Origin of the sequence: Xanthobacter dioxanivorans (genome assembly GCF_016807805.1) — a bacterium.
Lineage (GTDB): Bacteria > Pseudomonadota > Alphaproteobacteria > Rhizobiales > Xanthobacteraceae > Xanthobacter > Xanthobacter dioxanivorans.
This window is the reverse complement of record NZ_CP063362.1, coordinates 1,576,749-1,592,023: the sequence shown is the minus strand read 5'-3', so window position 1 is coordinate 1,592,023 and position 15,275 is coordinate 1,576,749. Positions and strand designations below refer to the sequence as shown.

At 70.8% G+C, this 15,275-nt stretch carries 17 protein-coding genes; 10 read left to right on the top strand and 7 right to left on the bottom strand.

Features of this window, described 5'->3' with window-relative positions; genetic code table 11:
* The first annotated feature begins 17 nt into the window (after nt 1–17).
* Nucleotides 18–413: a c-type cytochrome gene (locus EZH22_RS07540; RefSeq protein ID WP_203195075.1), complete on the top strand. Its 396-nt coding sequence runs from the start codon at nt 18–20 to the stop codon at nt 411–413.
* Nucleotides 414–524: 111 nt separating this feature from the next.
* Here EZH22_RS07540 and EZH22_RS07535 read toward each other — a convergent pair whose 3' ends face one another.
* The 7 genes from EZH22_RS07535 to EZH22_RS07515 all read right to left on the bottom strand — a co-directional run bounded on the left by EZH22_RS07535 (nt 525) and on the right by EZH22_RS07515 (nt 5,535).
* Entirely contained in the window at nt 525–1,364 is an 840-nt protein-coding gene (locus EZH22_RS07535) for a hydantoinase/oxoprolinase family protein (protein ID WP_333473708.1), read from the bottom strand.
* 2 nt (nt 1,365–1,366) lie between these two features.
* Nucleotides 1,367–1,555 carry a hypothetical protein gene (locus EZH22_RS32575; RefSeq protein ID WP_333473707.1) on the bottom strand — a complete coding sequence of 63 codons (189 nt, stop codon included), beginning with the start codon at nt 1,553–1,555 and terminating at the stop codon, nt 1,367–1,369.
* The gene (locus tag EZH22_RS31670; protein ID WP_333473733.1) at nt 1,552–1,785 is read right to left on the bottom strand and encodes an ATP-grasp domain-containing protein; all 234 of its coding nucleotides are present in this window, start codon (nt 1,783–1,785) and stop codon (nt 1,552–1,554) included. The genes EZH22_RS32575 and EZH22_RS31670 overlap by 4 nt, the downstream gene beginning before the upstream one ends.
* Entirely contained in the window at nt 1,689–2,504 is an 816-nt protein-coding gene (locus tag EZH22_RS07530) for an ATP-grasp domain-containing protein (RefSeq protein WP_269902908.1), read from the bottom strand. The genes EZH22_RS31670 and EZH22_RS07530 overlap by 97 nt, the downstream gene beginning before the upstream one ends.
* Before the next feature lie 40 nt (nt 2,505–2,544).
* On the bottom strand, nt 2,545–3,438 hold the full coding sequence (locus EZH22_RS07525; protein ID WP_203195074.1) for a RimK family alpha-L-glutamate ligase: 894 nt from the start codon (nt 3,436–3,438) through the stop codon (nt 2,545–2,547).
* 1 nt (nt 3,439) lies between these two features.
* Entirely contained in the window at nt 3,440–4,429 is a 990-nt protein-coding gene (gene mch, locus EZH22_RS07520) for a methenyltetrahydromethanopterin cyclohydrolase (protein ID WP_203195073.1), read from the bottom strand.
* 212 nt (nt 4,430–4,641) lie between these two features.
* A complete protein-coding gene (locus tag EZH22_RS07515) occupies nt 4,642–5,535 on the bottom strand; it encodes an NAD(P)-dependent methylenetetrahydromethanopterin dehydrogenase (protein WP_203195072.1) in 894 nt (297 codons plus the stop codon).
* Nucleotides 5,536–5,897: 362 nt separating this feature from the next.
* On the opposite strand from EZH22_RS07515, the gene EZH22_RS07510 reads away from it, so the two are divergent.
* From EZH22_RS07510 to EZH22_RS07470, 9 genes are all read left to right on the top strand, one after another.
* Nucleotides 5,898–6,824: a hypothetical protein gene (locus EZH22_RS07510; RefSeq protein ID WP_203195071.1), complete on the top strand. Its 927-nt coding sequence runs from the start codon at nt 5,898–5,900 to the stop codon at nt 6,822–6,824.
* A 237-nt stretch (nt 6,825–7,061) separates the two neighbouring features.
* Complete coding sequence (locus EZH22_RS07505; RefSeq protein ID WP_203195070.1) at nt 7,062–8,066, top strand: ABC transporter substrate-binding protein; 1,005 nt, start codon at nt 7,062–7,064, stop codon at nt 8,064–8,066.
* A complete protein-coding gene (locus EZH22_RS07500) occupies nt 8,063–8,824 on the top strand; it encodes an ABC transporter permease (RefSeq protein ID WP_203195069.1) in 762 nt (253 codons plus the stop codon). Before EZH22_RS07505 ends, EZH22_RS07500 begins: the two co-directional genes overlap by 4 nt.
* Nucleotides 8,793–9,536: an ABC transporter ATP-binding protein gene (locus EZH22_RS07495; protein WP_203195068.1), complete on the top strand. Its 744-nt coding sequence runs from the start codon at nt 8,793–8,795 to the stop codon at nt 9,534–9,536. Before EZH22_RS07500 ends, EZH22_RS07495 begins: the two co-directional genes overlap by 32 nt.
* Before the next feature lie 43 nt (nt 9,537–9,579).
* Entirely contained in the window at nt 9,580–10,551 is a 972-nt protein-coding gene (locus EZH22_RS07490; protein ID WP_203195067.1) for a quinoprotein relay system zinc metallohydrolase 2, read from the top strand.
* 426 nt (nt 10,552–10,977) lie between these two features.
* Nucleotides 10,978–12,732: a lanthanide-dependent methanol dehydrogenase XoxF5 gene (gene xoxF5 / locus EZH22_RS07485; RefSeq protein ID WP_408647725.1), complete on the top strand. Its 1,755-nt coding sequence runs from the start codon at nt 10,978–10,980 to the stop codon at nt 12,730–12,732.
* 436 nt (nt 12,733–13,168) lie between these two features.
* Nucleotides 13,169–13,663, top strand: a complete 495-nt coding sequence (locus tag EZH22_RS07480) for a c-type cytochrome, methanol metabolism-related (RefSeq protein ID WP_408647724.1) — start codon at nt 13,169–13,171, stop codon at nt 13,661–13,663.
* 64 nt (nt 13,664–13,727) lie between these two features.
* Nucleotides 13,728–14,636, top strand: a complete 909-nt coding sequence (locus tag EZH22_RS07475) for a substrate-binding domain-containing protein (protein ID WP_231711361.1) — start codon at nt 13,728–13,730, stop codon at nt 14,634–14,636.
* A gap of 50 nt (nt 14,637–14,686) precedes the next feature.
* The gene (locus EZH22_RS07470) at nt 14,687–15,211 is read left to right on the top strand and encodes a PQQ-dependent catabolism-associated CXXCW motif protein (RefSeq protein WP_203196439.1); all 525 of its coding nucleotides are present in this window, start codon (nt 14,687–14,689) and stop codon (nt 15,209–15,211) included.
* Nucleotides 15,212–15,275: the final 64 nt, after the last annotated feature.

Genomic DNA, 15,275 nt, shown 5'->3' with positions numbered 1-15,275 from the left:
TGAAAGAGGAACGCCTGATGCGCGTGCTGTTCGTCTCCGCCCTGCTTCTCGTCGCCGCCACGGGTGCCGCCCTTGCGGATCCGGATGTGGCGAAGGGGGAGACCTCGTTCAAGAAATGCATGGCGTGCCATGCTGTTGGCCCGGATGCCAAGGTGAAGGTGGGACCGCCCCTGAACGGCATCGTCGGTGCCAAATGGGCGCATTTCGAGGGCTATGCCTATTCCGCCGACATCAAGGACGGCGCCGCCGCCGGCAAGGTGTGGGACGAGGCCAACCTCGACAACTACCTGACCAACCCCAAGGTATTGGCGCCGAAGGGCAAGATGGCATTCGCCGGCATCAAGAACGAGGACGAGCGCAAGGACCTCATCGCCTTCCTCGCCCAGTTCAATGCCGACGGGACCAAGAAGTAGATCTTGGCATGTATTGCAATCAGCCAAAGCAGGGCGGCGACTCTCGGAAAAGGTCGGCGGATTTGACCGTCGACCCGGTAGATCTACAGTCGAGTACTTTTGAGTAGCCGGCTAAGCAAAAGCCAGCCGCGCCACCGCCACCGCGGGAGCGCAGTCGGATGCGGCGGTCGCAAGCTCCGGCAAGCCGGCGAGAAGCGTTCCGGCGTCTAGATAAGGCCGGCCGATTCGCCGGGCGAGGCGCTCGGCCAGGAAGCGGCCGACGCCGGCGCCCACCACCGGCGCATCGGCGGGAACGCCGCCGGCCGAGAGCACCTGCGCCAGCGCCCCGTGCAGCCGGTGCAGCTGCACCTCCGCCGCGAAGGCCGCCAGCCCCTCGGCCTGCGCCGGGGAGGCCGGCCCGAGATCCTCCCCGACCATGCGCAAAAGCCTGCGGGCACTGGCTTCCCGCGTCTTGGGCCCGCCGTCCGCCGTGGGGTGGAGATCGGCCCCCTCGGGCAGCTCGCCGGTGAGCCGGTGGATGTCGGCGGTGGTGGCGAAATGCTCCGCCATGAGCGGCACCAGCCGCCCCCTGAACGGCAAGGCAGGGGCGAGAGCCATCACCGGGGTGCGCACCGCCCCGCTATAGACCAGCTCTCCGGCTTCCAGCCGCTCGCGATCCCTGTAGCCGCGGAAACAAAGTATTTTGCCGGCAAATGCCACGACATCGGTGGTTGTCGACCCGATGTCGATGACAACACCGTCGCCGCAGATCCGGGCCAGGGCGGAGCCGGTGGCGTGCCAGTTGGCAGAAGCGATTGCGTCGGCATAAGCCGGCGCCGCGGCGGCCGGCACGAAGCCGACATGTCCGGCATAGATGCGCATGTCGGCGTCGAGCCTGTCGGCAAGGGCCGCGGCGAGGCCCGCGACGCCGCTGGCGCGGTCCGGCCACAGGTCGGTCAGCTCGCCGGTCATGGTCACCACCGAGCGGCCGGCGGCGGGGGCAGGGCGGCCATGGCGGCGTCGAGCCGGTCGAGCCCCTGCCACAGGGGACAGGCCACCATGTGGACCGAAAGGAGGGTGCCGTCGGGCGCCAGCACGGCGCGCTTGAGGTGGGCGCCGCCCACGTCCCAGCCGAGGATGAGGCCGCTGTCCGGGGAGCTCATGCCAAAGCGAGCTCCACCGGGGTCCGGGCGGCCGGGGCCTCCGGCGCGGCGGGGGCGAATACCGCCAGCAGGCCCGCCGGATTTCGCCCCAGCGCCGGCCCGAGCCCCGCATAGGCGGTGGTGAGGCGCGGGTTCACCTCCACCACCACCGGCCCGTCCGGGGTGAGGAGGATGTCGATGCCGAAGATGCCGGCAAGGCCAGGAAAGGCCTCGGCCACATGGCGCGCCAGCCGGGCGAGCTGCCCGTCCGCATCGGCGAGGCCGCCCACGGTGAGGCCGGCGAGGCGGATCCGCCCCCCTCCTGGCGGATGTGCTGGCGGTTCACGGACAGAAGCCGCACCCCGGCGGCGTCCGCCAGCACGGTGAGGCTCGCTGCATCGCCCGCCACGTAAGGCTGGATCACCAGGTTTTCCGCCGGCCCCGGCGACGCGGGCGCACCGGCGGGCCAGACACGGGTGGCCTCGCAGCCGGCGCCGTCGTCGGGCTTGGTGACGCGCGCGCCGGCAAGCTCCGGGGCCGCGCCGAGCCGGAAGGTCGGGATGTGAGGCAGGCCGGCGGCGGCGAGGCGCCGGGCGGTCTCCAGCTTGCTGGCGGCGGCCTCGATGGCCTGCGGCGTCGATGCGAGCACCTGCGCCCCGGTCTGCGCCAGCATGCGCACGAGGCGGGCGAGGATGCCGGAGGTCTCCGGCGCCACCGGCCAGACCACGTCCGCGCCCTGCGCCAGCTGGCGCCAGATGGCGAAGGCGTCGTCGCCGGCCGCCACCGGCACCGCGCCCGGCACCGGCAGGCGGTCGTCGCAGGCGAGCAGCACCTCGGTGACCCGGGGCAGCGCCGCCAGATCGCGCACCATGGCGTCGCGCATCAGGCTCGCCTCGCGGGTGAGGCTGTCGGGCAGCGCCTCGGCGCGCAGGCCGCCGCCGGTCACGAACTCGCAGACGAAGACGCGCATGCGCCGTCCTTTCCTCCCGCGCCGGGCGCGGTGCGAAGCCTCACGCCGCCACGGTCTCGGCGACGAGACAGGCGGCAAGCGGATCGGCCATGTTGCGCCCGGTGGCGTCGTATAGGCCACGCCAGGCCGGCATGGAGTTCACCTCCAGCACCGTGAGGCGGCCCGAGGCATCGGCCATGAGGTCGACCCCCGCATAGGCCGCGCCCACCGCCGCCGCCGCCCGGACCGCGAAGTCGGCGAGCTGGCCCTCGGCGGCGACCGCGACCCCGGTGGCGCCCTGGTGGATGTTGGTGATCCAGGAGGTGCCCCGCCGCGCCATGGCCGCCTCCGCCCGCCCGCCCACCACGAACACGCGGAAATCCTCATGGGCGCCGGCCAGCGCCCCGTGCGGCGGGGTGACGAAGTCCTGCAGGTAATAGACCCCGCCCACCGCCTCGGCCTCGGGCAGGGCGGCCCTGGGGTTGAGGCGGGCAAGGCCCCGGCCCTGGGCGCCGAACAGGGGCTTCAGCACGCTGTCGCCGGGGGCGGCGTCCACCAGCATCTGCGCCGTGGCGCGGTCCTCCAGCACCAGGGTGCGCGGCGTGGGCAGGCCGGCGCGGGCGAGGCGGAAGGTGGTGGCGCTCTTGTCCACGCAGCGCTCGATGGCGCGGGCATCGTTCATCACCCGCACTCCCAGCTCGCGCAGGGCATGCAGCACGCCGAGCCGGGCGGTGACCTGCTCCAGCGTGCCGGCGGGCACCGAGCGCACGAAGCAGGCCTCCGGCAGGTCGTCGGCAAAGCCCGGCAGCAGCAGGCCGTGGGCCGTTTCGCCCACGGCGAAGCCGCAGGACTTCAGGGAGATCACCCGCGCCGTGCGCCCGTGCCGGCGGATGGCGGCGAGGAGCGAGCGGGTGTGCCAGTCCACCCGCTCGGCGAAGACCACGAGGCCGGCCACCTCAGCCTCCGAACGAGCGGGAGATGAGGATCGGGTCGAAGCCGCCGGCGGTGAAGCTCACCCCGTGGTCGATGGCGCTCACCGTCACCCGCGCGGGCGAGAACAGCAGCGGGTCCACCTTGTAGAAGTCGTTGTCGTAGCCCGCGAAGATCTCGGCGAACGGCCGGCCGTAGTCGCGCGAGGCCAGCGATGGCAGGCGCTGGGCGAGGTCCCTGGCCGCCTCGGCCGGGCCGCGGACGAACAGCTGCACGTCGCCACCATAGAGCACCGCGTCGTTGGTGCGGCCCATGGCGGTGAGGAAATCCGGCGACGGCGGGCAGACCGGGGCCGAGCCGATGCCGTCGACGATGTGCTCCAGCGGGAAATGCAGCGCGTGGGCCTTGTGCAGCGCCACCTCCAGCACCCGCGCCACGATCTGCACCGCTCCCGCCAGCGAGCTGGTGGGGGTGAGGATGAGGGTGATATCCGAAGGCGCCACGGCGCAGCGGGCGGCGATCTCGTCCACCACCTCGGCCGGCGGCGGGACGGAGGTCTCCAGCACCAGCGCCACCTCGCCGCCGCGGTCACGGTAGGCGAGCTCCCCGAACAGGGTCTCCACCGCCGCGATGGCGCGGCCGGGGCCGGAGCCGAGGGCGAAGAAATCGCCGGCGGCAAGGCTCCAGCCGGCATACTGGCTGCCGAGGCAGGCGAGCACCGGGTCGCAGGTGGACACGCTCACCAGCGAGTCCCACGGGGAAAATCGCCCGCCGGGCACGAGGGCCACGCGGCCGAGGCCGCCGAGGCAGATCTCGGCGATGCGCCGGCCCGCCTCCAGCCCGCCGTCGACCTCGATGCCGGCATCGACGATGCGCACGTCGCGGGGACCGCGCGAGACGCGCAGGCGCAGGGCCTGCGCGTCGGCCACCAGCGACGCCACGAGCGGCGCGACGGTGCGGGCGAGGCTCGGCCGCGCATCGCCGGCCTCGGGAGAGGGGGGGACGGGCTGGCTCATGGCCGCACCTCGTGGAGCGGGGAAAGGCGGCCCGGCGCGGCGCGGCGGGCGGGCGGGCGGGGGAGCAGGAGGCCAGCGGGCGCGGTGCCGCGCACAGGGGCGGCCGGGCCGGTCCGCCGGCGTTGCCCGCGTGGCGCCGGAAGGCGTTCCGCCCGGCGCCCGGCGAAGGCCGATGCCGATGGGATGGGAGAGCTGGAGGACATGGGGCCGCCTTATGCGTCGAGCTCGCGGGCGAGCTTGAAGATGGCGGGAAGGTCGAAGAACAGGGCCGTGTCGGTCTCACACATCCGCTTCAGCAGCGCGTGCTGGACCGCGTATTTGAGGTTGCCGATGGCCAGCGCGCCGATGCCGATGCCGTGGGGCAGCGCCGCCGCCGCGTCATGGGCGCCGATGCCGGCGATGCCGGCGGGCGGCACCGCGTTCACGTCCGCCGCGACGAGGAGAGGGGTGGCGGCTTCCAGGTGGGCGCGGGTGAGGATCTCCACCCCCGCCTTGCCGGCGGCGAGGACCACCTGCGCCTCAGGCACCAGCTTCGCCTTTTCGGCGTCGGTGGCGGCGGCGGCGCAGGCGACGTGGAGGCCGAAGCGGGCCTTGATCTCCCGCGCCTTCTCCTCCACCGCGCCGATCTCGCGATGGCTGACCAGGGTGACCTGCGCCCCCGCCCCGGCGGCGATGACGGCGGCGATGGAGCCGACCACGCCGGTGGCGCCGTAGACCTGCACCGCGACGCCCGCCAGCCCCTCCAGCCGGGTCTTCAGCAACGCCTGCTCCACCTTGGCGATCATCGCCGCCGCGGTGGTGAAGGAGCCGGCCGGGTCGGGGAAGATGGAAATCTCGAACGGGGGGAAGATGGCGGCCCGGGCGGCGTCCGCCATGTCGAGGGCGAGGAACGCGTCCTTGCCGCCGATGAACAGGCCGGTGCGCGCCGCCGCCTGGGGCGCGCGCGAGAACATCATGTCCTGCGTCAGGTCCCGCACCTCGTCCAGCGCGACGCGCGCATAGGGGGCGATGGCCTTGTGGCCGGCATCCACGGCCATGTTCACGTCGAACGGGCTCACGTGCGGAAGCGGCGTGATGATGTGGAGAATGGGGGCGGAATCCGCCATGGCGCAGCTCCGTGCTGAGGGAAACATTAGCGGGTGGCCGCGCCCCGGATGGTGCCGGAACGCCGCGGTTGTTTCCCCGCACGCGGTCAAGTGAGCGGATTGTTTAATCATCGCGAAGGCTTGCGCAAGTCCCCCCGGACCGCACCCGGCAGGATTCGTTGTTGCATTGCGGCGGATGCGCGGGGTCGATCCGCAACGCAGCATTCGGATCATGTGAAGTTGCATGTTGTGGCCGGCCCGCCACAATTGTTCCAGAACTTTCCAGAAGTTCCTGAGATAAAAGAATAATAAGAACAACTGCCATTGACCATGGCGGCGGCGGCTTGGTAGCGAAATACGGGGAAATGAAAAAGGCTGGGCCGATGGCTGCGCGCGACAAGCTTCTCATCGCATCGATTCTGGTGAGCGCCCTGGTGTTCCAGGCCGGCATTGCCCGTGCCGACGACGATGACGACGACAAGAAGGGCCCCGGCGCCGCCCATGAGGTCGAAAGCATCGAGACCGAGAACATCTTCGGCTACACCCTCGGCACCGACACCGGCGAGAAGGGCGAGAAGGAACTCACCTTCACCGCCGACGGCCGGTTCGGGAAGGCCCGCGGCACCTACAACGCCTATGCCGGCGAGGCGGAGTTCGAATACGCCGTCACCGACAATTTCAAGGTCTCGGTCGGCGGCGCGCTGGCCGGCTTCGACATTTCCCACGTCCCCGGCTTCGACAATGCGAGCGGCGGCGGCCTCGGCGGCGCCTTCTTCGAGCTGAAGTACCGCTTCCTCGACCACCGCACCGCGCCGTTCGGCCTGTCCTTGTCCATCGAGCCGGAATGGGCGCGCTTCGACGAGCTGACCGGCGAGCAGGGCACCGCCTACGGCATCGAGTTCCGCCTCGCGGCGGACGCCGAGATCGCCAAGGACTTCCTGTTCGCGGCGGTGAACGTGGTCTACCAGCCCGAATGGGAACGCGAGAACGACAACGGCTTCGGCTTCTGGTCCGCCGGCTCCGGGCTCGAAGTCTCCGGCGCGCTCACGGCGCAGGTGGTCAAGGATGTCTTCCTCGGCGGCGAGGTGCGCTATCTCGCCGCCTATGACGGCGCCACCTTCGGCGATCGCCAGGGCTGGGGCGTGTTCCTCGGCCCCACCGTCTATGCGCAGGTGACGGAGACGTTCTACGTGAAGGCGGCCTGGTCGTTCCAGGTGGCCGGCAGCGCCGACCTGCCGTGGAACTCCTCCCTCGATCTGGTGAATTTCGAGCGCCAGCAGGGCCGCCTGCAGGTGGGCTTCACCTTCTGAAGTCACCCGTCCGGAGCTTCAGGAGGACCCTGGCGCGCCACGGGAGCAGGGCCGCGCCGAAGCGGCGTGAGGCTGGCCGGCCCCGGGAACTCTTCCCCGCCGGGCCCTCTTAAGTTCCTCTCAGAAATGCCTTTTGTTTCAGATCGTTATGGACACCATTGCCGGCCCTCGCCACAGTGGCGGCGAACGGCGGGGCGCGTGCGCCCGTGCCGGGGCCAATCCGGGGAGGGACGCGCGATGCTGACGCGGCGCCGCATGCTCGCGCTGGCCGGCGGTGCGCTCGCCGCCGGCGGGGTCGCCGGTCGAGGCGTTGCCGGTGACGGGCCGGCGCTGCGCCTCGGCGTGCTGCAGTTCGGTACGGCGGCGTGGGAGCTCGCCGCCATGACCGCCCTCGGCCTCAAGGACACGGACGGCCTCGCCCCCCAGCGCTTCGCCACCAACGACGCCGGCCGCATCGCCTTCATGGCCGGCGGGGTGGACGCCTTCGTCAGCGACCTTCTGTGGGCGGCGCGGGTCAAGGCCGAGGGGCGCGATCTCTACTACCTCCCCTTCTCCTCCGCCGAGGGCGCGGTGATGCTGCCGCAGGGCTCCCCCATCCGCTCCCTCGCCGACCTCGCCGGCAAGCGCCTCGGGGTCGCCGGCGGCGCCCTCGACAAGAGCTGGCTGATGCTGAAGGCCGCCGCCCTCAAGCAGGCGGGGCTCGATCTGGAGGCCGCCGCCCAGCCGGTGTTCGCCGCCCCGCCTTTGCTCGCGGCGGAGCTGGAGCAGGGCCGGCTCGACGCCGCCCTGCTCTACTGGACCTTCTGCGCCCGCCTGGAGTCGAAGGGCTTCCGCCGCCTCGTCAGCGTCGAGGAGCTGGTGGCGGGCTTCGGCGTGCCGCATGAGCCTACCTTGGTGGGCTACGTGTTCGACGGCGGCTTCGCCCGCGCCAATCCGGCGGCGGTGAACGCCTTCGCCCGCGCCTCGCGGGCCGCAAAGGCGGCGCTCGCGGCGGAGCCGGGCGTGTCCGATCCGCTCTGGGCGCAGGTGCGGCCGCAGATGCAGGCGGCGGACGATGCGACGTTCCAGGCGCTGCGCCGGGGCTTCGTCGCCGGCATCCCGCGTCTGTCCCTCGCCGCCGACCGCGCCGCCGCCGCGCAGCTTTATGCGGTGCTGGCGCAGCTCGGCGGCGCGCGGCTCGTGGGGGCCGCCGCGACCTTGCCGCCGGACCTCTACTGGACCAGCGAAGGCGCGGCGCGATGAGGGCGTTCGTGCCCGGCATCGCCGTGCGGCTCGCCTCGCTGCTGATGCTTCTGGTGCTGTGGCAGGGCGCGGCGCTGCTCGCCGCCAGCCCCAACCTGCCGGCGCCGGCCGCCGTGTTCGCCTTCATCGGCCGCGAGGCCACCACCGGTGATCTGCTGTCGAACCTCGCCATCACCCTGGCGCGGGTCGCCGTGTCCTTCACCTTCGCCATGGCCATCGGCTGCGGCATCGGCCTCGCCTTCGGCCGGCTGAGGCGGCTGGACCGGGCCTTCGACACCTGGCTGGTGGTGCTGCTCAACACGCCGGCGCTGGTCCTCACCGTGCTCTGCTACATCTGGCTCGGCCTCACCGAGACGGCGGCGGTGCTGGCGGTGGCGCTCAACAAGATCCCCACCGTGGCGGTGCTGCTGCGCGAGGGCACCCGCGCCCTCTCCCCCGAGCTGGACGAGATGGCGGCGGCCTTCCGCCTGTCCTTCGCCGACCGGCTGCGCCATGTGGTGCTGCCGCAGCTCCAGCCCTATGTGGCGGGCGCGGCGCGCTCGGGCCTCGCTTTGGTGTGGAAGATCGTGCTGGTGGTGGAGCTCCTGGGCCGGCCGAACGGGGTGGGCTACGCCATCTCCGTCTATTTCCAGCTGTTCGACGTCGCCGCGGTGCTCGGTTATTCCCTCGCCTTCATGGCGGTGATGCTGGCCATCGAATATCTTGTCCTGCAACCCTTCGAATCCCATGCCCGACGCTGGCGGCTCGGTGCTGCTTGAAGCCCATATCGCGCAGAAGACCTATGTGCGGCCCGACGGCGCCGCCATGGAGGCGGTGCGCGATCTTCACCTTGCGCTCGCGCGTGGCGAGTTCCTGTGCCTCATCGGCCCGTCCGGCTGCGGCAAGACCACCACCCTGCGCATTCTCACCGGCCTCGACCGCGCCTTCACCGGCACGGTGACGCCGGACCCGGCGCGGCTTTCCATCGGCATCGCCTTCCAGGAGCCGCGCCTCCTGCCCTGGCGCACGGTGGAGGAGAACATCCGCCTTGTGCTGCCGCCGGACCGGCGCAAGGTGGACCTGGGCGGCCTCATCGAGAGCTTCGGCCTCGCGGGCCACCGGGCGCGCTACCCCGCCGAGCTGTCCCTGGGGCTGGCGCGGCGGGTGTCGCTGGCGCGGGCCCTGGCGGTGGAGCCGGACCTGCTGGTGCTCGACGAGCCGTTCGTGTCGCTGGATGCCCAGGCAGCGGGCGAGCTGCGCCGCTACGTGGCCCTCGCCGCCGCCCGGCAGACCATGAGCGTGCTCATGGTGACCCATAATGTGCGCGAGGCGCTGGAGCTCGCCGACCGCCTAGTGCTGCTGGCCGCCCGCCCCACCCGGCTGGTGGAGGAGGTGCGGCTGGCGGCGCCGCGCGGGACGCGCACGGCGGACTGGATCGAGGCCGAGCGGGCGCGTCTCGCCGAGCGGCTTCCGGCGCTTCGGGAGGCGTGAGCCGCGCGCCGGCGCGGCGCCGGCGGGAGGAGGAGGCGGACCCATGAAGAGGCGATGCGTCATGCGGCTGCTCGCCGCACTCCTCGCCCCCTGGGCGGCGCCGGCCCAGGCCGACGATGCTGCGGTGCAACCGGGCCCGGCGGAAAACCAGACCGCGTCCGCGCCGTTCGCGGTGGTGGAGGTGGCGCCGGGCGTCTTCGTCCATCAGGCGCCCTATGCCCTTGCTTTGCCGAGGAATCTCGGCTTCGTCGGCAATGCCGGCTTCATCGTGGGGCGCGATGCGGTGGCGGTGATCGATACCGGCGGCAGCCTGAAGGCGGGCGAGGCGCTCAGGGCGGCGATCCGCGCGCGCACGCCGCTTCCCGTGCGCTATGTGATCAACACCCACATGCATCCCGACCATGTGCTCGGCAATGCGGCTTTCGCCGGGCCGGGGGTCTCCTTCGTCGGCCACCGCAACCTGCCGCAGGCGCTGGCGGCGCGGGCGGACGCCTATTTGTCGGCGACGGCGCGCCTCGTGGGCGCGGCCGCCGCGGGCACGCGCATCGTGCCGCCGGACGTGACGGTGGCCGACGCGCTCACGCTCGATCTCGGCGACCGCCCGCTGCGCCTGGAAGCCTGGCCCACGGCCCACACCGCCACCGACCTCACCGTGCTCGACGAGGCCACCGGCACCTGGTTCCTCGGCGACCTGCTGTTTCTCGGCCATGTGCCGGCCCTCGACGGCAAGGCGGCGGGCTGGATCGCGCTCCTGGCCGAGCTCAAGCGCCGGCCGGTGGCGCGGGTGGTGCCCGGCCACGGGCCGGCCTCGGCCCCCTGGCCGCAGGCGGCGGAGCCCACCGAGCGCTACCTGGGGCGGCTTTCCGACGATGTGCGCGGCATGATCCGCGCCGGCCGCACCATGGCCGAGGCGGCCGGCGAGGCGGGGCGCGGGGAGGCGGGGAACTGGCAGCTCTTCGATGACTTCAACGCCCGCAACGCCACCGCCGCCTACCATGAATTCGAGTGGGAGTGAGCCGGCTGGCCAAGCTGCCGGTTGTTACGCTGCGGAATTGGTGCAACGCAATAGGTGCAAACGGTTACTTCGCAGGTGCAGAATAAATCTCTCCCCGGTCCAGACGTTTGGCGTATTGCTTCCGGAGAGAACATTGCTTACGTTCCTCTCAGCTTCGGCTTCAACAGCTCCGTGCGGGGAACGCGGGGTTGGTTCGCAGGCCTGCGGGACCCTTTGTCACCGCAAGGCTTCAGGGCATCACGCCGGTCGTGACACGCTGCCGAAGTAGATGGAGTCCCCCAAGGCGACAACAACGCTCAGTGCGTTACCCGGTCCATGAGCACTCAATCGGAGTGCGTGGAGGCGGGCGCGCATCCATCGGAGGAAGCCCGGATGAGACGTCTTTTGGTTTTGACCGCGGCGGCGGCGGCGACCGTTTTTGCCGGCATGCCCGCGCGTGCGAATGAAAGTGTGCTGAAGCTGTCCCAGGACCCGAACCAGTGGGTTCTGCAGACCGGCGACTATGCCAACACCCGCTATTCCAAGCTGAAACAGATCAACACGGAGAACGTGAACAAGCTCCAGGTCGCCTGGACCTTCTCCACCGGCGTGCTGCGCGGCCATGAAGGCTCGCCGCTCGTGGTCGGGGACGTGATGTACGTGCACACGCCGTTCCCGAACATCGTCTACGCCCTCGACCTGAAGAACGAAGGCCGGATCATCTGGAAGTATGAGCCCAAGCAGGATCCGAACGTGATCCCGGTGATGTGCTGCGACACGGTCAATCGCGGCCTCGCCTATGCCGACGGCAAGGTCTTCCTGCACCAGGCGGACACCAAGGTGGTGGCGCTCGACGCGCAGACCGGCAAGGTCGCGTGGTCCATGGTGAACGGCGATCCCAAGCGCGGCGAGACCAACACCGCCACCGTCATGCCGGTGAAGGACAAGCTCATCGTCGGCATCTCCGGTGGCGAGTTCGGCGTGCGCTGCCACATCACGGCCTATGACATCGCCACCGGCAAGCAGGCCTGGCGCGCGTATTCCATGGGGCCGGACAGTGAAATCCTGCTCGATCCGGAGAAGACCACGGATCTCGGCAAGCCGGTCGGCAAGGATTCCTCGCTGAAGACCTGGCAGGGCGACCAGTGGAAGACCGGCGGTGGCTGCACCTGGGGCTGGTATTCCTACGATCCCCAGACCAACCTGATCTATTACGGCTCGGGCAACCCCTCCACCTGGAACCCGAAGCAGCGCCCCGGCGACAACAAGTGGTCCATGACCATCTTCGCCCGTGACGCCGACACCGGCATGGCCAAGTGGGTCTACCAGATGACCCCCCACGACGAGTGGGACTATGACGGCATCAACGAGATGATCCTCGTCGATCAGCAGATCGGCGGCCAGAACCGTCCGCTCCTCGTGCATTTCGACCGCAACGGCTTCGGCTACACGCTGGACCGCAAGACCGGCGAGCTGCTGGTGGCCGAGAAGTACGACCCCGCGGTGAACTGGGCCACCAAGGTGGACATGGACAAGAACAGCCCCACCTTCGGCCGTCCGCTGGTGGTCGCCAAATACTCGACCGAGAAGCAGGGCGAGGACGTGAACACCACCGGCATCTGCCCGGCGGCGCTCGGCACCAAGGACCAGCAGCCGGCCTCGTTCTCGCCTGACACCGGCCTGTTCTACGTGCCCACCAACCATGTGTGCATGGACTACGAGCCGTTCCGCGTCAGCTACACCCCCGGCCAGCCCTATGTGGGTGCCACGCTCAGCATGTTCCCCGCCCCCAACAGCCACGGCGGGATGGGCAACTTCATCGCGTGGGATGCCCGCCAGGGCAAGATCGTGTGGTCCAACAAGGAGCAGTTCTCCGTGTGGTCCGGCGCGCTCGCCACGGCCGGCGGCGTGGTGTTCTACGGCACCCTCGAGGGCTATCTGAAGGCGGTGGACGCCAAGACGGGCAAGGAACTCTACAAGTTCAAGACCCCGTCCGGCATCATCGGCAACGTGATGACCTACACCCACCAGGGCAAGCAGTACGTGGCCGTGCTCTCGGGCGTGGGCGGCTGGGCCGGCATCGGCCTCGCGGCCGGTCTCACCGATCCCAACGCCGGCCTCGGCGCCGTGGGCGGCTATGCGGCCCTGAGCAGCTACACCGCCCTCGGCGGCCAGCTCACGGTGTTCGCCATCCCGCAGTGATGCGGGAGGCGGGACGCCCGTCCGGACCGACCGGGCGGGCTTCCGTCCCGGACCCGGGGAACGGATCGGCCGGCCAGGTCCGGAAGGACTGGCCGCCGCCGCCCCCGGAGCCCCCGGAGCGCATCGTGCGATGCCTCGGAAGGAGGGTCGGCACGCCCACGGGCGGCGGACGGCCCCGCTCATCGACAGGTGCGCAAGCCACGGTCACCGGCGCCAGCCGGATCGACCGCGCGCGCCAGCCCCTAGAGCGCGATCCGATCGGATTGACTCAAGCTGATCGGTGAATCGCCCTCTGAACGTAGGAAAAAGAACGCGTTGGCCGATCCGGTTGCGGTGCGATCCGATCGGCCCGTGCTCTTGTCTGCCGCTTTGGAGAATTCGTGTGGTTTCATCAGTCAAACTGACACGCGCCGGCGCATTCATTTCTGCCGCGCTTGTGTTTCAACTGGCCGGCGCCATCCTGCCCGCGTCCGCCGCCGACCCGGCTCCGGCCAGTCCCAAGGCGGTGAAGCAAGAGGACGGGAAGTATTTCGACGCCGCCGGCGCGCCCACCTACAACATCAAGCCCGACGGCACGGTGGACTGGTTCACCTATTCCGGCTACCGGCGCTACCACGCCGAATGCCACGTCTGCCACGGCCCCGACGGCATGGGCTCCACCTACGCCCCGGCCCTCATCGATTCGCTCAAGACCATGAACTACGACCAGTTCAACGAGGTCGTGGTCGGCGGGCGCGTGAACGTGGGCGGCGGCAACGACAAGGTCATGCCGTCCTTCGGGCTCAACAAGAACGTCATGTGCTACCTCGACGACATCTACGTCTATCTGCGCGCCCGATCCGACGAGGCCATGGGCCGCGTGCGCCCGGCCAAGCGGGACGACAAGTCTCAGGGGACGATCGATGCGGAAAAGGCCTGCCTTGGAGAATAGAGCGCTTTCGGGTGAGGGGGAGACCGCTTCGCCGGACGAAAACGCGACCGCGCAAGCCCATGGCGTGCTTCCCCGCTTCGTGGCCGCGGGGCCGGGCTCCAGGGAGCGGTTCGCGCCGCTCCTCGCTTCCCTCGCCAGCGGGGCGCTGGCGGCGATCCTGCTGCTGACGCCCAGCGGGGCGGGAGGCCAGCAGATCCCCGACCAGGTGTCGGCGGACGCCCTGCGCGTCTGCGCCGATCCCGCCAACATGCCCTATTCCAGCACGGCCGGCGAAGGCTTCGAGAACAAGATCGCCGAGATCGTGGCGGACGAGCTCAAGGTTCCGGTGCGCTACTACTTCATGCCGCAGGGACCGGGCTTCGTGCGCAATACCCTCGGCAAGCGGCTGTGCGACGTGGTCATCGGCTACGCCGCCGGTGCCGATCCGGTGCTGCACACCAATCCCTATTACCAGTCGGTCTACGTGCTGCTGGTGAAGGCCGGCGGCCCCCTCGACGGGGTGGAGCAGCTCTCCGACCCGCGCCTCAAGGGCAAGCGGCTCGGCGTGATGGCGGCCACCCCGCCGGCCGACCGCCTGCTGGAATACGGCCTGCTGCCCACCTCGCGCACCTATTCGCTGCTGGTGGACCGGCGCTTCGATTCGCCGGCGGAGCAGATGATCGACGACCTCGCCAAGGGCGAGATCGACGGCGCGCTGCTGTGGGGCCCCACCGCCGGGGCCTTCGCCGCCAAGGCCGCGGTGCCGCTGAAGACGGTGCCGCTGCTGAAGGAGGGCGAGCGGCCGTCCATGACCTATCGCATCACCATGGGCGTGCGGCAGACCGACCACGACTGGAAGCAGGTGCTCAACCGGGTGCTGCGGAAGCGTGCCGCCGACATCGACAAGGTGCTCCTGGCCTACCACGTGCCGCTGCTGGACGATGACGACCAGCTCGTCACCGGATCGAGCCCCGACGCGGGCCGCAGGCCGTGAGCGGCGGCCGGCGCCGCGCCGCGGGCGGGCGCTCCCGCCGCTTCGCCGCAATGCTCCTCTTCGCCCTCCTCCCCGCGCGGCCGGCCGCGGCCGGCGAGCCGCCGCCGGAGCCCGCCGACTATCGCCAGGATGCCTATCGCGCCCCCACGCCGGCCACCCTCGCCGGCGCCCGCGTGCTTGCGGTCGACGCGGCGGCGGCCATCTGGCGGGCCGGCGGCGCCTTCTTCATCGACGTGCTGCCGCGCCCGCCGCGCCCGGCCAATCTGCCGGCCGGAACCGTGTGGCGCGATCCGCCCCATGCCAGCATCCCCGGCGCCGTCTGGCTCGCCAATGTGGGCTTCGGCGCGCTGAGCGCGGACACCGAGGCCTATTTCCGCGCCGGGCTCGCCGAGGTCTCTCGCGGTGATGTGAATGCGCCCCTCGTCATCTTCTGCCAGCGTGAGTGCTGGATGTCGTGGAATGCCGCGAAGCGGGCGCTGGCCTACGGTTATCGCAACGTGTCCTGGTTTCCCGACGGCACCGACGGCTGGGCCCAGGCGGGCCTGCCTTTGGCGCCGCTGGAGCCGCGCCCGTGAGGGGCGGCGGGGAAATGCGACGGGAACGGGCCGGCCGGGCGGCGCGATGATCGCCCGCGGCACG

Coding starts and splice junctions, on each gene's coding strand:
- EZH22_RS07540 (WP_203195075.1), top strand. CDS start 18: ATGCGCGTGCTGTTCGTCTCCGCCCTGCTTCTCGTCGCCGCCACGGGT.
- EZH22_RS07535 (WP_333473708.1), bottom strand. CDS start 1,364: ATGACCGGCGAGCTGACCGACCTGTGGCCGGACCGCGCCAGCGGCGTC.
- EZH22_RS32575 (WP_333473707.1), bottom strand. CDS start 1,555: ATGAGCTCCCCGGACAGCGGCCTCATCCTCGGCTGGGACGTGGGCGGC.
- EZH22_RS07530 (WP_269902908.1), bottom strand. CDS start 2,504: ATGCGCGTCTTCGTCTGCGAGTTCGTGACCGGCGGCGGCCTGCGCGCC.
- mch (WP_203195073.1), bottom strand. CDS start 4,429: ATGAGCCAGCCCGTCCCCCCCTCTCCCGAGGCCGGCGATGCGCGGCCG.
- EZH22_RS07515 (WP_203195072.1), bottom strand. CDS start 5,535: ATGGCGGATTCCGCCCCCATTCTCCACATCATCACGCCGCTTCCGCAC.
- EZH22_RS07510 (WP_203195071.1), top strand. CDS start 5,898: ATGGCTGCGCGCGACAAGCTTCTCATCGCATCGATTCTGGTGAGCGCC.
- EZH22_RS07505 (WP_203195070.1), top strand. CDS start 7,062: ATGCTGACGCGGCGCCGCATGCTCGCGCTGGCCGGCGGTGCGCTCGCC.
- EZH22_RS07500 (WP_203195069.1), top strand. CDS start 8,063: ATGAGGGCGTTCGTGCCCGGCATCGCCGTGCGGCTCGCCTCGCTGCTG.
- EZH22_RS07495 (WP_203195068.1), top strand. CDS start 8,793: ATGCCCGACGCTGGCGGCTCGGTGCTGCTTGAAGCCCATATCGCGCAG.
- EZH22_RS07490 (WP_203195067.1), top strand. CDS start 9,580: ATGAAGAGGCGATGCGTCATGCGGCTGCTCGCCGCACTCCTCGCCCCC.
- xoxF5 (WP_408647725.1), top strand. CDS start 10,978: ATGCCCGCGCGTGCGAATGAAAGTGTGCTGAAGCTGTCCCAGGACCCG.
- EZH22_RS07470 (WP_203196439.1), top strand. CDS start 14,687: ATGCTCCTCTTCGCCCTCCTCCCCGCGCGGCCGGCCGCGGCCGGCGAG.